At 62.9% G+C, this 17,796-nt stretch carries 18 protein-coding genes; 6 read left to right on the top strand and 12 right to left on the bottom strand.

The genetic code is table 11. The features are described 5' to 3' along the window. Positions 1-27 precede the first annotated feature (27 nt). The 5 genes from BM341_RS06100 to BM341_RS06080 all read left to right on the top strand — a co-directional run bounded on the left by BM341_RS06100 (position 28) and on the right by BM341_RS06080 (position 4,410). Positions 28-1,659: an MFS transporter gene (locus BM341_RS06100; protein WP_089793955.1), complete on the top strand. Its 1,632-nt coding sequence runs from the start codon at positions 28-30 to the stop codon at positions 1,657-1,659. Between the two features lie 63 nt (positions 1,660-1,722). Continuing rightward, positions 1,723-2,991 (top strand): MFS transporter, encoded by a 1,269-nt coding sequence (locus tag BM341_RS06095; protein WP_089793953.1) that lies wholly within the window; start codon positions 1,723-1,725, stop codon positions 2,989-2,991. A 109-nt stretch (positions 2,992-3,100) separates the two neighbouring features. Next, positions 3,101-3,541: a DUF4870 family protein gene (locus tag BM341_RS06090; protein ID WP_089793951.1), complete on the top strand. Its 441-nt coding sequence runs from the start codon at positions 3,101-3,103 to the stop codon at positions 3,539-3,541. Continuing rightward, positions 3,538-4,107, top strand: coding sequence for a cytochrome c oxidase subunit 3 family protein (locus tag BM341_RS06085; protein ID WP_089793949.1), 570 nt, complete (start codon positions 3,538-3,540; stop codon positions 4,105-4,107). The genes BM341_RS06090 and BM341_RS06085 overlap by 4 nt, the downstream gene beginning before the upstream one ends. A gap of 12 nt (positions 4,108-4,119) precedes the next feature. After that, positions 4,120-4,410, top strand: a complete 291-nt coding sequence (locus BM341_RS06080) for a cytochrome C oxidase subunit IV family protein (protein WP_089793947.1) — start codon at positions 4,120-4,122, stop codon at positions 4,408-4,410. A gap of 15 nt (positions 4,411-4,425) precedes the next feature. Here BM341_RS06080 and BM341_RS06075 read toward each other — a convergent pair whose 3' ends face one another. The 8 genes from BM341_RS06075 to BM341_RS06040 all read right to left on the bottom strand — a co-directional run bounded on the left by BM341_RS06075 (position 4,426) and on the right by BM341_RS06040 (position 11,877). Next, positions 4,426-4,635 carry a hypothetical protein gene (locus BM341_RS06075; RefSeq protein ID WP_089793945.1) on the bottom strand — a complete coding sequence of 70 codons (210 nt, stop codon included), beginning with the start codon at positions 4,633-4,635 and terminating at the stop codon, positions 4,426-4,428. A gap of 29 nt (positions 4,636-4,664) precedes the next feature. Continuing rightward, complete coding sequence (locus BM341_RS06070) at positions 4,665-6,614, bottom strand: nitric oxide reductase activation protein NorD (protein ID WP_245784183.1); 1,950 nt, start codon at positions 6,612-6,614, stop codon at positions 4,665-4,667. Positions 6,615-6,624: 10 nt separating this feature from the next. After that, positions 6,625-7,437, bottom strand: coding sequence for a CbbQ/NirQ/NorQ/GpvN family protein (locus BM341_RS06065; protein WP_089793943.1), 813 nt, complete (start codon positions 7,435-7,437; stop codon positions 6,625-6,627). Between the two features lie 57 nt (positions 7,438-7,494). After that, positions 7,495-8,850: a cbb3-type cytochrome c oxidase subunit I gene (locus tag BM341_RS06060; protein WP_089793941.1), complete on the bottom strand. Its 1,356-nt coding sequence runs from the start codon at positions 8,848-8,850 to the stop codon at positions 7,495-7,497. Positions 8,851-8,920: 70 nt separating this feature from the next. Then, complete coding sequence (locus tag BM341_RS06055) at positions 8,921-9,373, bottom strand: c-type cytochrome (RefSeq protein ID WP_089793939.1); 453 nt, start codon at positions 9,371-9,373, stop codon at positions 8,921-8,923. 208 nt (positions 9,374-9,581) lie between these two features. Beyond that, positions 9,582-9,968, bottom strand: coding sequence for a SirB2 family protein (locus BM341_RS06050; protein WP_089794208.1), 387 nt, complete (start codon positions 9,966-9,968; stop codon positions 9,582-9,584). Positions 9,969-10,056: 88 nt separating this feature from the next. Beyond that, on the bottom strand, positions 10,057-11,271 hold the full coding sequence (locus tag BM341_RS06045; RefSeq protein WP_089793937.1) for an NnrS family protein: 1,215 nt from the start codon (positions 11,269-11,271) through the stop codon (positions 10,057-10,059). 147 nt (positions 11,272-11,418) lie between these two features. Then, positions 11,419-11,877 (bottom strand): hypothetical protein, encoded by a 459-nt coding sequence (locus BM341_RS06040; protein ID WP_089793935.1) that lies wholly within the window; start codon positions 11,875-11,877, stop codon positions 11,419-11,421. Positions 11,878-12,134: 257 nt separating this feature from the next. On the opposite strand from BM341_RS06040, the gene BM341_RS18945 reads away from it, so the two are divergent. Next, complete coding sequence (locus BM341_RS18945; protein WP_139232981.1) at positions 12,135-12,677, top strand: cytochrome c; 543 nt, start codon at positions 12,135-12,137, stop codon at positions 12,675-12,677. On the opposite strand, the gene BM341_RS06030 is transcribed toward BM341_RS18945, so the two are convergent. From BM341_RS06030 to nirJ, 4 genes are all read right to left on the bottom strand, one after another. After that, positions 12,602-13,726: a valine--tRNA ligase gene (locus BM341_RS06030; RefSeq protein WP_089793931.1), complete on the bottom strand. Its 1,125-nt coding sequence runs from the start codon at positions 13,724-13,726 to the stop codon at positions 12,602-12,604. The two genes, BM341_RS18945 and BM341_RS06030, sit on opposite strands and share 76 nt — an antisense overlap. Before the next feature lie 414 nt (positions 13,727-14,140). Continuing rightward, complete coding sequence (locus BM341_RS06025; RefSeq protein ID WP_281246483.1) at positions 14,141-15,724, bottom strand: nitrite reductase; 1,584 nt, start codon at positions 15,722-15,724, stop codon at positions 14,141-14,143. Continuing rightward, positions 15,721-16,569: a uroporphyrinogen-III C-methyltransferase gene (cobA, locus tag BM341_RS06020; RefSeq protein ID WP_089793928.1), complete on the bottom strand. Its 849-nt coding sequence runs from the start codon at positions 16,567-16,569 to the stop codon at positions 15,721-15,723. Before cobA ends, BM341_RS06025 begins: the two co-directional genes overlap by 4 nt. Before the next feature lie 19 nt (positions 16,570-16,588). Beyond that, on the bottom strand, positions 16,589-17,791 hold the full coding sequence (gene nirJ, locus BM341_RS06015; protein WP_089793926.1) for a heme d1 biosynthesis radical SAM protein NirJ: 1,203 nt from the start codon (positions 17,789-17,791) through the stop codon (positions 16,589-16,591). Positions 17,792-17,796: the final 5 nt, after the last annotated feature.

The raw sequence follows: 17,796 nt of genomic DNA, 5'->3' as shown, positions 1-17,796 counted from the left end.
GCAACGATCCTAGGCAAAGGGAACCCCATGGCCAAGTCGACTTCCATCGTCGAACGTGACATCAACGCCGGCATAAATGCCGATATTGTCCATTGGGATGTCGAGGACCCGGCCTTCTGGGACACCCAAGGCAAGCAGGTGGCCAACCGCAACCTCTGGATTTCCATTCCCAGCCTGTTGCTGGGCTTTGCCGTGTGGATGATGTGGGGCATGATCACCACCCAGATGCAGAACCTGGGCTTTCCCTTCACCACCGACCAACTGTTCACCCTGACCGCTACCGCAGGCCTGGCCGGCGCCACCCTGCGCATCCCTGCTTCCTTCATGCTGCGGCTGGCCGGCGGGCGCAATACCGTCTTTCTGACCACTGCCCTGCTGATGATCCCGGCACTGGGCACCGGCATCGCGCTGATGAATCCCGAGACACCCTTCTGGGTATTCCAGGCGCTGGCGCTGCTCTCGGGAATCGGCGGTGGCAACTTCGCCTGTTCGATGAGCAACATCTCGAGCTTTTACCCCAAGAGCCAGCAGGGCTACGCCCTGGGCATGAACGCCGGCCTCGGCAACTTCGGCGTGACCACCATGCAGATCCTGGTGCCACTGGTGATGACCGTGGGGCTGTTCGGCGCGCTTGGCGGCGAGCCGATGGCGCTGCAAAAGGCCAGTGGCACCCTGATTGGCCGCATCGACGCGGGTACCGACACCTGGATCCAGAACGCCGGCTTCGTCTGGATGCTGTTGCTGATCCCGCTGGCCTTCGCCGGCTGGTTCGGCATGAACAACCTGCGCACCATCACCCCCAACCCTGGGACCCCGCTTCAGGCATTCGGCAAGATCCTCGGCCTCTATGGCGTAGGTATCGTCGCCACCGTCATCGGCCTGGTCGCCCTCGAATGGCTCAACATGTGGCTGGCGCTTCCGCTCACTATTGTCGTGACGCTGGTGATGCTGCGCCTGCTGCCCGGCGAGGAAATCAAACCCAACATCCAGAAGCAGTTCACGATCTTCAAGGACAAGCACACCTGGTCGATGACCTTGCTCTATATCCTGACCTTCGGCTCCTTTATCGGCTTCTCTGCCGCGCTGCCGCTCTCCATCACCATCATCTTCGGCAACATGATGGAGGTGGCAGCCGACGGCACCATCACGCGTGTCGCCAACCCCGACGCCCCGAGCGCCCTGACCTGGTCGTGGATCGGCCCCTTCGTGGGGGCGTTGGTCCGCCCCATCGGCGGCTGGATCTCCGACAAGCTGGGCGGCTCCTTCGTGACCCAGATCATTACCGTCATCATGGTGTTCGGCTCGGTGGCGGCCGGCTACGTGATGATGCTGGCCTACAACGCCACCGATCCTAACCCGTATTTCTGGCTGTTCATGCTGTTGTTCATCGTGCTTTTCACTGCCAGCGGCATCGGCAACGGCTCTACCTTCCGCAGCATCGGCTTCATCTTTGATGCCCAGAAGAAAGGACCGGTGCTCGGCTGGACCGCCGCCGTGGCGGGCTACGGCTCCTTTATTGCCCCCGTGATGATCGGCGACCAGATCAAGGCCGGCACGCCTGAAGTGGCCATGTATGGTTTCGCCGCCTTTTACCTGGTCTGCCTGGGGGTCAACTGGTGGTTCTATCTTCGCCCCGGCGCTTCTGTAAAAAACCCTTGATAGGCGATGCCACTGGCGGGGCGAGCGCCTCGCTACCCTCTTTCGACGCCAGGAGAGACCAAGATGGCCTCGCAACGCTTCAAGCAAACCTCGGTGCTGGTCGCCAATACCTTCGCCTTCACCATGTGTTTCATGGTCTGGACCATGTTCGGCGAAATCGGCGTGCCCATCGCCGAGGAACTCGATCTGAACGGTACCCAGTTCGGCATTCTGACCTCTGTGCCGATTCTGATCGGTGCCCTTGCACGGTTGCCGTTGGGCGCCATGACCGACCGCTTCGGCGGCCGGCCAGTCTTCTTCATGGTGTTGGTGTTCGTCGTGCCGGCGATCTGGTTGGTACAGTTCGCTACCCAGTATTGGCAACTGCTGGTACTCGGTGGCTTCATCGGCCTGGCCGGCGGCACGTTCTCGGTGGGCATCACCTACACCGCCAAGTGGTTCGAGAAGGATCGTCAGGGGCTGGCCATGGGCATCTTCGGTGCCGGCAACGCCGGGGCCGCCGTCACCAAGTTCATTGCGCCCACGGTAATCGTGTTGCTGAGCTGGCAGGCCGTGCCCAACATCTATGCAGCGATCATGTTGATAACTGCTGCACTCTTCTGGTGCTTTACCTTTACCGACCCCACCCACCGCAACGCCAACAAGGCATCGCTTCGCCAGCAGCTCAAGGTGCTCAACGATCCCAAGGTATGGAAATACTGCCAGTACTATTCGGTGGTGTTCGGTGGTTACGTCGGCGTCTCGCTGTGGCTGACCCGTTATTACATGGGCGAGTACGGTATGGGCATCCAGCTGGCCGCGCTGATCGCTACCGTCTTCGTGCTGCCCTCGGGAGTGGTCCGTGCCTTCGGCGGCTGGCTCTCCGACCGCTTCGGCGCCCAAACTGTCACCTGGGCCTGCATGTGGGCCAGCCTGATTGCACTGTTCATCATGTCCTACCCCGAGACCCACTACCGCGTCGCAGGCGCCGGCGGCAAGGGCGTCGTCGAGTTCGGTTTCGGCATCCCCATCTGGTTGTTCACTGCCGCACTGTTCGTGGTGGGCATCTCCTGGGGTATCGGCAAGGCCTCGGTGTTCAAGTATCTCTCCAACGACTATCACGAGAACCTAGGGTTGGTGTCCGGTATCGTCGGCCTGGCCGGTGGCCTCGGCGGCTTTCTGCTGCCGATCATGTTCGGTGCCCTGGTTGACCTTACCGGTGTGGCCACTACTGTCTGGATGCTGTGCTTCGGGGTGACGCTGGTTTCCATCATCTGGATGTGGTGGACCGAGCGTCGCGTGCCGATGCTCACTCGCGACGAGACACCTGTCGGCAAGCCGGCCACGCCTTGATCCAGGCCATGAAAACCCCCATCGTCTCGCGCTATAGTGTCATGTGAAATACATCAAATAGCCGGGCTCCGATAGGGCCCAACCGACTGACGGATGCGAGGTGACCTCCATGTCCAACACTTTGGTCCACGAACTTCCCGATAACCTCGACAAGACCGCCCGCGGTCGCGGCGCGGCCATCGTCGTCTACATGCTCTTCCTGGGCAGCGTGCTCGCCGTGGTCACCGCCCCCGTCGGCGTGCTGATCGCCCACCTCAAGCGTCGCCACGCGGAGCCCTGGGTGCAGAGCCACCTGCAGTTTCAGATACGCACCTTCTGGCTGGGCCTGCTGGGTGGAGGGCTCTTCGTCGCCATCTGGCAGCTGCTGGGCCTGGTAGGTGTGCCGCCCATGGCGCCCTGGGCGCTGGGCTATATCTACTTCACCGCGTGCCTGATCTGGATGGTGGGTCGCTGCGGAGTGGGCATCAACCGACTGACCTCCAACCAGCCGATAGACAATCCGCGCAGCCTGGCCTTTGGTGGTGTCCGGGTGACCCTGGCTGACGAATGACGACACGCGAGCTGCCCAACCCCGGCTGGGGGCCACTCTCGGCGCTGCCCGGCAATCCGCTGATGTGGGTGCTGATCCTCAGCGAAATGCTGGTCTTCAGCGCCTTCTTTGCCCTGTACGCCGCAGAACGGATGTCAGCGACGGCGCTCTTCGACGCCTCACAGCGCGAGCTGGACCCGCTGATGGGCGGGCTCAACACCCTGGTGCTGCTGACCAGCGGGCTCTGCGTGGCGCTCGCTGTGGAAGCCGTGAGCGCCGAGCGCATCCGCCGTGCCCGCCAGTGGCTGGGGGTGTCCATGGCGCTGGGCGTGCTGTTCGGCGTGATCAAGGGGATCGAGTATGCCGGCAAGTTCGAAGCCGGCATCATCCCAGAGACCAACACCTTTTTTGGCTTCTACTATGGGCTCACCGCCTTTCACTTCGCCCATGTGCTGTTCGGCCTGGCGCTGCTGGCCCTAGTGACCTGGCGCACTTCCATCGAGAACGTGGAAACCGCCGCCGCCTTCTGGCACATGGTCGACCTTATCTGGATCCTGCTTTATCCGCTGCTCTATCTGTTGCGCTGAATCGGAGATGCCATGACGACGCTGCCCGGTACCCGCCGTCTGCTGACCACCTGGGCCCTGCTGATGGCTCTGACGGTGCTTTCGATGGTCTCGGCGCGCCTCGACCAGGACAACTGGCAAGCGCTGCCGCTGTGGTCGGCGGGTCTGGTGATCGCCGCCACCGGTTTCAAGGCCCAACGGCTGCTGATGGTCTATCTCAACCTGCGCGCCGCCACACCGGCCTGGAAGGGCGCGTTTATGGGGTTGGTGCTGCTGACCCTGACGCTGATCGCCGGCGGTTACCTGGCGGCGCGGCTGAGCTGAGACAGGCCTGATGCCTCACTGTCCCGATGGCGGCGGCGTTGCCCGTGCCCAGCCTTCCAGGATCCTTCCCAGGCGCAGCAGCCCGTAGACCACAAAGGGCACCAGCAGCATCAGCGCCACGCCCCAGTCGCGGTTGTTGATCAACCATACCAGCGGCAGCATCACCGCCACGGCGGCCAGGCACCAGGCCATCATGGCCAGCAGGAGTCGTGAACGGGGGGACATGGTGCAATACCTCCTCGATGGTCGATGGCTCAACTGGCGATGATCTGGCGATAGATGCCCGGTAACGCCAGAGAGAGGTGTTCGGGGCGCTGCACGATGGCATAGCCGCCACGGCCAAACAGGTAGGGGATATAGCGCCCCGCCTCGCGGTCGATGGTCACTCCGAACACTTTGACTTCCTGGCGACGTGCTTCGAGCACCGCCTTGCGGGTGTCCTCGATACCGTAGCGTCCCTCGTAGTAGTCGTTGTCGTTGGGCTTGCCATCGGTGAGCAGCAACAATAGCCGGTGGCGATTGGGTCGCTCGGCGAGTTGCCCGGTGAGGTGGCGGATCGCCGGGCCCATGCGAGTGTAGCTGCCCGGCTTGAGCGCGGCGATGCGCCGCGAGACCCGGTCGCCCATGGGTTCGTCGAAGTCTTTCAGAGTATTGACCCATACCTTGTGACGGCGCTGGGAGGTGAAGCTGTGGATCGAATAGTCGTCGCCGCAGCCGGCCAGGCCATGGCCCAGCACCAACAGCGCCTCCTTGGCGACGTCCAGCACCCGGCGATCCTCCAGCCACGCCTCGGTGGAGAGCGACACGTCCACCAGGATCGAGACCGCCAGGTCGCGGGCCTGGGTGCGGCTGGCCAGATAGAGCCGATCGCTGGACTCGCCGGTGGCGGCCAGGTCGCAGTGGGAGCGGATCACCGCGTCCATGTCGAGTTCCCCGCCATCCATCTGGCCACGCAGGATCTCGCGACGCGGGCGCAGGGCCTCGAACTCGCGGCGCACCCGGCGGATGCGTCGGCGTGTCACTTCGTCGGGCGCCCAGTGCTCCCCCTCTTCGCTCTGCACATCGCTTAGCACCACGCAGTGGTCGGGCAGGTAGGCCTGCTTGCGATGGTTCCACTCGGGGTAGGTATGGCGCCCCTTCAACCGGCCGCCGGTGGCCTCGTCCGGAGCCAGGTCTAGGTCCAGCTTGAGCCGGGAAGCCGCCTTCTGGCGGTTGGGCGTCAGCACGATCTCATCGATCTGGTCGGCGACCTTCTTGGCGTCCTCCTCTTCCTCGTCCTCCACATGGCGATTGAGGTTCACCATCTCGCCCCAGGAGAGCATCTTCTCCATGTTGTTGAGCATCAGTGGATCGTCCCGGTCGGCCTGGTCCTGCTCGCGCCGGTCGGCCTTGCGCTTGCCCTGGTCGTCCTCGGGGGAGGCCCCGGCGCCAGCCAGTTCCTCGTCATCTACCGTCTCCTCGCGGGCCCCGTCGCGGGTCCCCAGGGTCACGGCCTGGCCCCACAACGGTACCGGCAGCGGTGGGCGGTAGCCGCGTGGCGCGCGGAAGTCGTCCAGGGAGAAGGTTTCCTCGCGGATGGCCCGCTGCATGGCCTGGCCCCAACCCTCGGCAGGATCGGGGGCGCCCAACTCGGCGCACAGGGCCGTTTCCAGGGCCGCCTCCATGGGCGGCAGCCGTTTACGCCGCGGGCGGATCGCCAGCAGCTCACCGCACAGGCGCACGTAACGATCGGTCAGCCCGGGAAAGCGGGCCAGGGCCGCCCGCACGGTGCGACGCGCCTCGCGCAGGCGCTGAAGATCGGCCTGCAGCGGGTCCATGGGGTGCGCTACCGGCCGGGCCTCGGCCAGGAAAGCGGTGAGCCAGAGATAGAGATCACGGTTGAGGGCAGCCTCGGGAAACAGCGCCAGGCGCGGCGGCAGCAGCAGGTGCTCCTCGTCGCGGCGGGCCTGGTCGAGGTCCTCCTCGTCGAGCCCCAGGCGCTGGCGCAGGCTCAGCCGGTGCGCGGAACCGCGCCGAGCGATGGCAGCCACTTCGACCCCCGCCTCGCCGCCGCCGGCGCGGAAGAAAACGCCGAGCATCGGCCGTAGGCTCTCGAGGCTCACCGCCGCCTCGGGGTGGTCTGGATAGCTCGCCGCGCCGGAGGCCCAGCGGTGCCAGTGGTGACCGACGAGCTCCTCGACCTCGAGGAAATCGAGCATGGACATGGGTAATACCTCAGCCGAAGGTGGCGCGAATGGCTTCCATGAGTCCTTCCTGGACATCCGCGTCGTCGGAGAGCGGTTCTACCAGCGTCGCGCGAGCGGCTTCCAGCATCGGCATGCCGGCCTGGACCAGGGTCGCGCAGTAGACCAACAGGCGGGTGGAGACGCCTTCCTCCAGGTCCTGGCCCTTCATGTCGCGCAGGCTGGCCGCCAGGTTGACCAGGGCGGCACACTGGTCGGCCGGCAGGCCGCTCTCGCGGGCCACGATGTCGCGTTCCACCTTGGGGGGCGGGAAATCGAAGGACATCGCCACGAAGCGCTGGCGAGTGCTGGGCTTCAGGGACTTGAGGATGTGCTGGTAGCCGGGGTTATAGGAGACCACCAACATGAAATCGTCGGGCGCCTCGAGCAGCTCACCGGTGCGCTCCAGCGGCAGCAGCCGTCGGTCGTCGGTGAGCGGGTGCATCACCACAGTGACGTCCTTGCGTGCCTCTACCACCTCGTCGAGGTAGCAGATACCGCCCTCGCGCACGGCGCGGGTCAGGGGGCCGTCGACCCAGCGGGTCTCGCCGCCCTGCAGCAGGTAGCGCCCGGTGAGGTCGGCGGCGGTCAGGTCATCATGGCAGGAAACGGTGAACAGCGGCTTGCCGAGCTTCGCCGCCATATGGCTGACGAAACGGGTCTTGCCGCAGCCGGTCGGCCCCTTGAGCAGTAGCGGCAAGCGCTGCTGGAACGCCTGCTCGAACATGGCGCACTCGTTGCCGACACTCTGATAATAGGGAATTTCTTGCTCGCTGGCGTTGGCGGCCACAGAGGAAAGGGGCATGAATGTCACTCTCGTCAAGGTGAACGGAAGAGAGCCCCGATCGGGGCCCTCGGGTGGTCAGGCGCGCTCGGGGCCTGCGGTCAATTGGGTACCACCGGCCGGCACCTGCTCCCGGGCCGGGCCGAAGAAGGCATAGAGCAGCATCACCGCTCCCACCGCCACCGCGATACCGGCGCCCAGGCGCATCGCATAGAAGAGACCGAGCTGGCTCTGCACTTCCATGAAGTTCATGCCCAGCACGCGCTGCAGGTGGGTCTGGACGACGCCGGCGAAGGTCAGCGTAAAGGTCATGAAGCACATGGCACTGGTCATGATCCAGAAGCCCCACATGTTCAGCACCTGATTGTAGGGCTGGACGCGGCGCAGCGCAGGCATGGCGAAGGTGATGATGCCGAGGAGCAGCATCACGTAGGCCCCATAGAAGGCCAGGTGGCCATGAGCGGCGGTGACCTGGGTGCCATGGCTGTAGTAGTTGACCCAGTGCAGGGTGTGCATGAAGCCCCACACGCCGGCGCCGAAGAAGGCCACGGTCGGGGAACCCAGGGACCACAGCATGGCGGCCTTGTTGGGGTGATTACGGCTACCCTTCCAGAACATGGTGAAGGCGAACACCACCATGGCGAAGAAGGGGATCACTTCCAGAGTGGAGAAGATGCTGCCGATGGGCTGCCAATAGCCCGGCGCGCCGATCCAGTAGTAGTGATGGCCGGTGCCCAGCAGGCCCGAGAACAGCGCCAGGCCGACGATGACGTAGAGCCACTTCTCGATCACCTCGCGGTCGACACCGGTCATCTTGATCAGCAGATAGGCGAGCAGCGAGGCCATGATCAGCTCCCAGACCCCCTCGACCCAGAGGTGCACGACCCACCACCAGTAGAGCTTATCCACCGCCAGGTTGGAGGGGTTGTAGAAGGCGAACAGCCAGAATACCGCGGCCAGCCACAGGCCCAGCATCAGCACCAGGTTGATGGCGGTCTTGCGACCCTTGAGCAGGGTCATGCTGGTATTGAACAGGAACATCAGGAAGGAGATGGTAATCAACACCTTCACCCAGAACGGCTGTTCCAGAAACTCGCGTCCCTCGTGGATACCGAACTGGTAGCCAACCAGCGCCGCGACGCCGGCGAAGGCGAAGATCGCCAGCTGAATATAGGCGATAGCGGGACTGTGGATCTCGCGCTCGGCCTCTTCCGGCATCAAATAGTAGGTGGCGCCCATGAAGCCGAGCAGCAGCCAGACGATCAGCAGGTTGGTATGGCTGACGCGCATGATGTGGAAAGGCATGATCTCGGCCATGAAGTTAGGCCAGACGTAGACGGTGGCGGCCAGCAGCCCGAAGACGACCTGCAGCGTGAACAGCGCCATCACCAGCATGAAGAATGGCAGCGCCACCTTCTGGGTTTCGTATTTCATCGTTGTCGTTCTCCTTGATTTATCCGCGGCCCGGCGACCCGGCGGTCCGGCCATCCGGCATTCAGGCGGCTCAACCGGCGGGATGCGGTGGCCAGTCCTGGTCGTCGATACCGTCGGTCCACTCCAGGAAGTCGATCAGCGCTTGCATGTCGTAGTCGCTGAGATCGTAGGCAGGCATCTGGCGGCGCCCCTCGGCCCCCAGCGGCTGGGCACGAATCCAGGCCTCGAGACCGGCGCGTGCGGCATCGGGACTCGTGTGGCCACCGTAGCGTTCCCAGACATTGCCCAGCTCGGGGGCGAAGTAGGCGCCCTCGCCCATGATGCTGTGGCAGTTGATGCACATGTTCCTTTCCCAGACGTGCTTGCCATCCACGACCGACTCGGTGAGCCCCTCCTTGTCGGTGGAGACATTGACCATGTACCAGTGGCTGTGGGCCGTCAGTGCGGCGAACAGCAGAAAGAAGAATAGCGACCCGCCATAGAAAATATTGCGGGCCGCCGACTTGTTGAGACCATCAGCCATGAGCCATCCCCCCCTTGCTCGTCTTTTCTGATTTCCGGCCGGCGCCGAAAAACCTTATTAGTAAGATGTATATGTAATGCTTCTTTATGCTAGCAGAACTCTCACTGCTCTTGTCTTGACGAAGATCAAGTCGGAGTGGACAGAGGGTCGCACCGTGAAACTCAGAGCGGCCTCTCAAGGTCAACGCTGATGCGTCATGCCACATAGCTTAAGCCATCCAGGACAGCGGGCTGTGGCGGATCGCCGTGCCCAGCATGTAGACAAAGGTAACTACCGCGGCCAGGGCAGTAATGGCTCTCACCATTGGCGTACGGCCACGCTTGATCGCCAAGGTACCCAAGGCAATATAGACCAGCAGGGCAATCAGCTTGGCGGCCAGCCATGGATGCTGGTGGGGCCAGGCTGAGAGCATCACCATCAGCACCACGCCCAGCGCCAGCAGTATAGTGTCAATCAGATGTGGCGTGATCTTCACCCAGCGCCGCTGCAACATCGGCACTTCACGCACCGACCACCAGGCCCGCAGCATGAAGAAGAGAATGCTCAGGGTGGCGGCAGTGATATGCAGGTGCTTGATCAGCGGGTAATGTTCCAGCAACTCCCTCTCCTTGGCATCGAACGTCGGGTAGAAACGTAGCTTGAAGCTTCTGGCGCTTGGCCCACAGCTGCCGTGAAGCGCCCGATTACCCATCCTGCCCGTCGGGGCGTGGGCTCAATAATGTCCCGGTATAGTGAAACAGGAAAGTCAGATACGCCAGGCTCCAGAGGATGATGCTCAGGCTGTACGTCCAGTGAGTCAGCTGCGGGAACAGCGCGAGTAGCGGAGCACGCAGCAATGCCGATACCAGTACCAGCCCGAGTGCTACGCCGATGCCCGGCAAGGTGCGGATCGCACGTCCGGTATGGCCAAGCGAGACCCGCGCCATCATCGCCAGCATCATGGTGCTCATGCCCCCGATCGTCAGGGCATGCACCGCCAGTTCGACCCCGAGCAAGCCCAGCATTGCCAAGGCCCACATGGCCAGGCCCACAGGGATGAAGGCATAGCTCAAGTGCAGCCCCCAGAGCAGCGGCTCGCGCCAGCTGTAAAGACCCCCCCAGCGCGACAAGCGCACGGTATTGGCCACGGCGGCCAGGCCCATCAGGGCCGCCAGCAAGGCGCCTGGCAGCGACACGCCGAACATCACCAGCAGCTGGCCCAGCACCACCAGCATGACGCTGCCAAGGCTTGTGTATTCAAGCACCGGGATCGGCGCCTTGCGTGGCCGCCCCAGGCGATTGGCGGTGAACATGGCGATCACCCGACCGCCTACCACCACCATCAGCAGGGCGATCAGCAACACTGCCAGGTAGGCAGCCTGACGGATCAACTCGGCGTCGCCACTCGATACCCCCAGGTGCATGACCAGATTGGCGATGGCCAGCAGCCCCAGCGCCGGCAGGAAGATCAAGTTGCGCCAGCGCTTCGCCTCGATCACCAGCATGGCCATGACACCCGCCACCACTGGCAAGAAGGCTAGATCGACCAACACCAGTAGCCAGGTCGGCAGGCCCAGGGGAAAGGCCATCAGCAAGCGCCCCGCCAACCAGAGCCCGACCAGAGCCAGTAGCGGCCCTCCCTTGAGGCTGGGCAGCCCGGTCCAGTTCTGCACCGCAGTGAGCACAAACCCCGCCACCACGGCGGCAGCGAAGCCGAACAGCATCTCGTGCTGGTGCCAGAACATCAGGCCACCGTAGGGACGCAGCAGGATGAGGCCGTGCCAGAAGGCGAACCACACCCCCATGGAAAGCACACTGAACAGCGCGGCTAACAGGAAGAAAGGCCGGAAAGCCAGCCGTGCCACTGGCAGGCGCGTCAGCGTGGAGAAGCGAACAAACGAGGAAGAGGATGATGGCATGACGTTATACCCGACGGGAACACTAGGATATGGTTATGGCTATTGTGCGCCACTCTCGTCACTCCTTCCATGACAAGTATCAAGAATACTTCTTATGTCACGGCCTTCATGCTCGACCGACGACACCCCCGCCTCGTCATCAGTGAGTCAGTAGATCTCGAGCCGGGCGATATCTCGGCTCTGCAAGCGCGCTTCTGCATCCTGATGCGTCGCTAACTGCTGAAAGAGCTCCGCTTCCTCTGGCATCTCAGCCAACTCGGCGCGCAGCAGGTACATGTCCTTGAGAAGTTGATGAGCGGTCATGACGTTGGCCAGGATATCGTGCACATCGTGACAACCCGCACAAAGGGGCACGCGCTCCAGCAAGCTTGGATGCGCGAAATTCTGGTGGTCGATTAACCAGGTGGTGAGCAATCCTTCCTCGGCATCCTCGAGATAGCGGGCCATTGCGTCGCGCATGCGCCGCTCGCGATCGGCCAGGAACACGAGTGCCATTTTCATGCGCTCGTCCGGCTGCTGGTCCGCCAGGGTCGTGTACTGATCGGACAGACGAGCATGAAAATCGTGAATCCATTCGAGTAGATCCTTTACCTGTCGAAAAGCCATGTCGCTTCTCCAAAAATACCGGTGATTGAATAGTGCTCAGCTTCTCCGCGATAGCAGCGTCGCCTGGAGCAGACCGGCCGGGCCGCCTGCCTGGCAGAAATGGCCGCCAGCGGACCATCGCGGCCGACAACGAACTCCCCGACTACCGGCTGCAGGCGCGACTATCTGGACTAACCTGTATCAAGGCGGCCACACGGGGTGGCAACTGCGCTGGCCAAGCCTAAGCCTTGAACACGAACCCATAAGGGAGCTCAGTCATGTTGTATACGATTTTGATACGTTCAGCACCTACCCATTGCGGTCGTGGCCGACGTGCTGTCATTACCCTCGGCACGCTGGTAGCGCTGGGTGTCAGTGCTGTCAGCCTGGCCGCGGAGCCTGTCAGGCCTGGGTTGACGCCCAAGCTTCAGGGCTTGCTGATGGAGGAAATGATTCAGATCGAGCTGGCAATGCAGGAGGTCTTTAGCGCCATCGTGCAGGGGCGACACACCACGGTCGCCGAGAAAGGGCAGTCGATTCATGACAGCTTCATCCTGGATCAGTCCATGACCGATGAAGATCGTCAGGATTTGAAGGCCGCCGTGCCAGCGGAGTTCCTGCAGATGGATGCGTACCTGCATGAGCTCTCGGCATCACTGGCCGAGGCTGGTCGTACGGAAGACACGCCCCGACAGGTGGAACTCTTCGGTCGCATGACCGAATCCTGTGTAGCGTGTCACAGCACCTACGTGACCGACCGCTTCGAGGGCCTCGAGACCTCGGATGTCCCGGCAGAGTGGGGACTGGGTCCTCTTCCTTGACCTCCTCCACTTATTGAAGAAAGGTCACGATCATCGGGTACCGGGTAATGAAGTGCCGACAACGATTTACCCAGGCGACCAGACAGCCAATCATTGCCGGGTCCGCAGATATCACTCACTTGGTTTATCAAGGCATCCGACAGGAAAATCCTTTCCCCGCGGCGGTAAAGCTTTTTTGCACCAAGACGTCGTGTCGCATTTCCGACCCGCACCATGGCCTTTTGCCTTCGAGACCCGGCCGGCCAGCGCAGCATCTTGGCCAGGCAGGCCCCCGGCTTGAAATCACTGAGTAACCACTCCCCGTCCTGCCCTCGCCTCTTGTTCAGGTGGGGATTGCAAAGCGCCAGGACGCCGCCTCCTTCTTCCGCCCCCTGCGATTCGATACCACACAGGGTGTCGATTCTTCGCCAGAACTCCCCACCTTCTATCTCTTCCATGCACAGCACATGTACGTGTTGCTTGCCGACTCCATTGTCGAGGTCTTTGACCCAGCGACTCCAGTCGCACCAGGACGGGTCTTCCAACAGAAAGAACGTACCAAGTCGCTTCTCGAAGTCCTGCTGAGACGGGCTGATCATCTTGGCAGAGTCCTGGGCATACTTCGATCCCAGCCACTCGGGCTGACTCCTGATGGTCAGGATGCACTCCACCCTGTCGATACCCAAGGCTCTGGAGGCCTGCAGCTTGGCCAGGAAGCGGGCAATGGATAGAGCCGAGTCGCCCCTGCTCTTCCAACTCCTCGCCAGTAAAGGAAACTCCGGATTGTGATTGAACTCGCCCCCGAAGAAAAACTCCTCGCTGATCAATACCGGACCAACAACACCCTCACGCTCCCGCCATGTCTTGATCCCTTCAATCCATCGGTGGAGTTCATGATCTACACTCTTCCCCCTAGCGTAACGGTAGAAGATGCGCAGCAGCTCCTTCGTATGCTGGTAGTGTCTACTCCCACGTCCGATATAGCCCTGCCTGCTCGACAAGTAGTCTTGAAGCGAACTTGTTGCCGTCTTTGGCATCCCGATATGTGCAACCAGATCGAAGCCGTTCATCTCCCCCTCCCGCCAACACATGGTTATTGCCATGTCAGAGGCAGGCTGATGTCCGTCTCTGACCCTCGCCAGGCAGTGGGAGCGCCTCATATTCCAGCTGAGCTATTAATAAAGTCTTTCTTTAACAACTTATGCTTTATAAGTGACTTTTACGCCGATAGCGGAAATAAATGACCTGGCCGACACTCCTCGGATGTTCAGCATAGTCTTGCGTCACTGTTTGCGCCTATTATGTTAATTCATTGGTATATTGCGTATCTTATAGAAAACAATTATTACAGAAACGATACCGAGGCAAGGGCTTCTCTCCCTTACTTATTAGGTAAGTCAGATAAATGTGAGCTGGGTGGATTCTCGCGCAGGAACTTTTCCCTGCCGTCATCTGGGCCGCCAGCTTGCGTGACGGCCCTCGTGCTAGTGACTGGTACCCTCCTCATAGCGCGTCTTGTTCCAGACGTTGTACTTGCCCGACGGCTTGCTCATGGGGATGCGCTTCTCCTCCTCCAGGGTCTCGGCGTCATAGACGATCACGGCGCCGTCATCTTCCCAGAGACTGAGCAGCAGCTTCTCGCCGTAGCGGTCGAACTCGACATGGGCAGCGGTCTTGCCGGGCTCGGGAATCAGCGTCTCGACGATCTCGAGGCTGGCCTTGTCGATCACGTGGACACGGTCGCGATTGGGCCCAAAGAACACGTCCGCCCAGACGTAGGGCGAGTTGGCGTGGCTGCGCATGAAGAAGCCGGGACCGTCGGTCTCCAGCGTCTTGATTACCGTCCAGTCGGTCATGTCGATGATCGACACCGCCGCCCGAGTCAGGTGGGGGGTCGCCATGACGCGGCGCCCCTCGTACTCCCAGGTGATGCCCGAGCCGAGATGAGGCATCCCCTCCAGGGGCAGGTCAGCGACCTTCTCACCGCTGTCCAGATTGATCACCATGCCGCCCTGGCCGTCACTCTCCCCACCTCGGGAAGCGCCGATGACGTGCTCGTAGTCGAGGTCGAAGAAGAAGTCGTCGAGGTAGTCTGGCACCGGGATGCGGCGCACCTGGAAGTTAGGGGTATCGTGGCTGCGTGTGGGCGCAATGGGCGTCGCCATATGGCCGGTGGAGACCACCGGCTCGGTGGGCAGCGGCCAGGGAATTTCCCATACCTCCTCGATATCCTTGAGGGCGGCGATGAAGCTGCCCCGCGGCGGTGCGGCATAGACGGCACTGACCCGCGAGCTCTCGCCGCCCTTGCCCACCGCCGGGTAGACCTTCATCAGATCGAGGTTGTGGGCATCGAACAGCACCAGGCTGTGAGGCAGGTAATTGGCGGCCATCACATAGCGGCCATCGCCGGAGACGGCGATGTTGCGCATATTGATGCCGGCGCGCACCTCGGCCACCACCTCCATGTTGTAGATGTCGTACTTGGTGATCCAGCCGTCCCGGGAACCGAAGAACACATGGCGCCCGTCAGGCGTGTACTTGGGTCCGCCATGCAGGGCGTAGCGGGTCTCGAAGCGATGGATCGGCTCGAAGCTGTCGCCGTCGAGCAGGGTGGCGTGATGATCACCGGTCTCGACCACGATGAACAGGTTGAGCGGATCAGCGTCGAAGCGCGGCACGTTGGGCAGGCTACCCGCCGGATGTCTTACGACCTGACTGGCCAGGATCTCCTCCTTCGTCCAGACAGGCTCGACCTCGGGCTCGCGATAGATCCACCCGGCCAGCGAGGCGATCTCGGCGTCCTCAAGCTCAGCCTCGAAGCCCGGCATCTGGCTGGCTGGCCGCCCGTCGCGAATCACCGCCTCCGCAGCCTCCGGCTTGAGCCGCGAGAGGTTACTCGGCAGCAGCGCGGGCCCGGTGCCGCCCAGGCGATTCTCACCGTGACAGGAGGCGCAGTGGGTCTGGTAGAGCGCCCGGGTATCGTCACCACCAGCCGGCGCCATGGCCGTGATCAGCATTACAGTGGCCAATGCCTGCAGGTACCTTGGGAAGGAAACGATACGATTCACAGGGCAACCCGCTCCCGCGCCAGTTCCAGGGTCTCGCCCTCGACGAAGGTCGCCTCTCTCGGAGCCGGCTGTGCCAAGGTGTCGGCCAGGCGCACCACCTCGCCCACCACGATCAGAGTGGGCGGCTTGAGCCCCTCGCGGGCGATGGTCTCGACCAGATCACCTAGAGAAGTGATCACCTGGCGCTGCTCGGGCGTGGTGCCCCGCTCGACCAGAGCCACCGGGTGGCCGGCCGACAGGCCGTGGTCCTGCAGCTGCCGGCTGATCATCTCGGCGTTGGCCAACCCCATGTAGAACACCGTGGTCTGGTTCGGGCTCGCCAGCGCGGCCCAGTTGAGGGCCAGGTCGCCATCACCCTTGCAGTGACCGGTGACGAAGGTAACGCTCTGGGCATAGTCGCGATGGGTGAGCGGGAAACCGCCATAGGCGGCACAGCCCTGGGCGGAGGTGATGCCCGGCACCACGCGAAAGTCCACGCCATGTTCGATCAGCGCCTGGGCCTCTTCGCCGCCGCGGCCGAAGATGTAGGGGTCGCCGCCCTTGAGCCGCACCACCCGCCGGCCTTCCTCGGCCAGGCGCACCAGCAGGGCATTGGTCTCGTCCTGGGTCAAGGCATGGCAGCGTGACGCCTTGCCCACGTAGAACCGCCGGGCCTTGGGTCTGGCCAGGGCCAGCACCTCCCTGGAGACCAGGCGGTCAAAGACCAGGCAGTCGGCCTGCTCGAGCAGCGACAGGGCGCGCAGGGTCAGCAGGCCCGGGTCGCCGGGCCCGGCACCGACGATGGCCACCTCACCGGCGGCCAGGGGCACCTCGGCGAGATCATAGGAAACGCGACGTGACGGCATGGCGGAATCCTCGCAAGCCTTACTGGATTTCGACGGCCTGGATGGCCTCATAGGGGGCGGAGATACGGCGCTCGCCGGCGCCCTCGACCCCGATCTCGCGGTTGGTCAGATAGCAGCCGGGATCCTCCTCCCAGGGGTCGCCGGTGACCTTCCAGGCCCGCACCCGGGTGTTGCCGTTGCAGATCGGCAGGAAACGGCATTCGGCGCAGCGCCCCTTGAGCGGCCGTGGGCGTTGGCGGAAACCGACCATCAGCGGATCCTGCGTATCACGCCAGATCTCGGAGAAGGGCCGGTCGCGAACGCTGCCCAGGTCGTGGTCCCACCAGAAGGTATCGGGGTGGACGTTGCCCAGGTTGTCGATGTTGGCGATATGCTCGCCGGAAGCGTTGCCGCCCCAGTTGAGCAGCCGCTGCTCGAGCGCTCCGGCCTGCTCGGGGAAATGCTCGCGGGCCCACATCAACAGGAAGGGACCGTCGGCGTCGTTATTGCCGGTGACGTACTCGCGCTCCACGCCGCGTGACAGCTCTTCGCGACAGTGGTCGAACAACTGCGTCATGGCGTCGCGGGTCATGCGGTACCAGGCGTCCTGCTTGCTGTGGCGTCGGCCGCGGCCGCCGTAGTTGAGGTGCGAGAGGTAGAACTTGTCGACGTCGTGCTCGTCGATCAGCGCCAGGATATCGCCAAGCTGCTCGTAATTCTCGCGGGTCAGGGTAAAGCGCAGTCCCACCTTGATGCCGCGCGCCTTGCACAGCTTGACCGCGTGCATGGACTCGCGGAAGGCCCCCTTCCGCTGGCGGATAACGTCATGGGTCGCCTCCAGGCCATCGATGCTGATGCCCACGTAGTCGTAGCCGACCTCGGCGATGGCGTCGATATTCTCCTCGGTGATCAACGTGCCGTTGGTGGAAAGCCCGGTGTAGATCCCCAGCTCCCGGGAGCGACGCGACAACTCGAAGATGTCGGGGCGCATCAATGGCTCGCCCCCGGAGAGGATCAGCGCCGGCACCCGGAAGGCGTGCAGGTCGTTAAGCACCGCGTGGGCCTCGGCGGTCGAAAGCTCGCCGGCGAAGTCAATATCGGCCGAGGTGGTGTAACAGTGCTTGCAGGTCAGGTTGCAGCGGCGGATCAGGTTCCAGATCACTACCGGGCCTGGCGGCTTGCGAGCCGGTGGGATGGGACCCGGCTCGATCAGCGACTTGATATAGCGGGTAACGCGGAACATGGCGT

This window comes from Halomonas korlensis, from assembly GCF_900116705.1.
GTDB lineage: Bacteria > Pseudomonadota > Gammaproteobacteria > Pseudomonadales > Halomonadaceae > Halomonas > Halomonas korlensis.
The sequence above is the reverse complement of the archived record's forward strand: the minus strand, read 5'-3'. Positions and strand labels throughout refer to the sequence as shown.

Bases quoted from the DNA above. Each gene is read 5' to 3' on its own strand.
- BM341_RS06075 (WP_089793945.1), bottom strand. From the start codon at position 4,635: ATGTCCCCCCGTTCACGACTCCTGCTGGCCATGATGGCCTGGTGCCTG.
- BM341_RS06080 (WP_089793947.1), top strand. From the start codon at position 4,120: ATGACGACGCTGCCCGGTACCCGCCGTCTGCTGACCACCTGGGCCCTG.
- BM341_RS06060 (WP_089793941.1), bottom strand. From the start codon at position 8,850: ATGAAATACGAAACCCAGAAGGTGGCGCTGCCATTCTTCATGCTGGTG.
- BM341_RS06065 (WP_089793943.1), bottom strand. From the start codon at position 7,437: ATGCCCCTTTCCTCTGTGGCCGCCAACGCCAGCGAGCAAGAAATTCCC.
- cobA (WP_089793928.1), bottom strand. From the start codon at position 16,569: ATGCCGTCACGTCGCGTTTCCTATGATCTCGCCGAGGTGCCCCTGGCC.
- BM341_RS06030 (WP_089793931.1), bottom strand. From the start codon at position 13,726: ATGAACGGCTTCGATCTGGTTGCACATATCGGGATGCCAAAGACGGCA.
- BM341_RS06100 (WP_089793955.1), top strand. From the start codon at position 28: ATGGCCAAGTCGACTTCCATCGTCGAACGTGACATCAACGCCGGCATA.
- BM341_RS06070 (WP_245784183.1), bottom strand. From the start codon at position 6,614: ATGTCCATGCTCGATTTCCTCGAGGTCGAGGAGCTCGTCGGTCACCAC.
- BM341_RS06045 (WP_089793937.1), bottom strand. From the start codon at position 11,271: ATGCCATCATCCTCTTCCTCGTTTGTTCGCTTCTCCACGCTGACGCGC.
- BM341_RS06090 (WP_089793951.1), top strand. From the start codon at position 3,101: ATGTCCAACACTTTGGTCCACGAACTTCCCGATAACCTCGACAAGACC.
- BM341_RS06095 (WP_089793953.1), top strand. From the start codon at position 1,723: ATGGCCTCGCAACGCTTCAAGCAAACCTCGGTGCTGGTCGCCAATACC.
- nirJ (WP_089793926.1), bottom strand. From the start codon at position 17,791: ATGTTCCGCGTTACCCGCTATATCAAGTCGCTGATCGAGCCGGGTCCC.
- BM341_RS06040 (WP_089793935.1), bottom strand. From the start codon at position 11,877: ATGGCTTTTCGACAGGTAAAGGATCTACTCGAATGGATTCACGATTTT.
- BM341_RS06085 (WP_089793949.1), top strand. From the start codon at position 3,538: ATGACGACACGCGAGCTGCCCAACCCCGGCTGGGGGCCACTCTCGGCG.
- BM341_RS06055 (WP_089793939.1), bottom strand. From the start codon at position 9,373: ATGGCTGATGGTCTCAACAAGTCGGCGGCCCGCAATATTTTCTATGGC.
- BM341_RS18945 (WP_139232981.1), top strand. From the start codon at position 12,135: ATGTTGTATACGATTTTGATACGTTCAGCACCTACCCATTGCGGTCGT.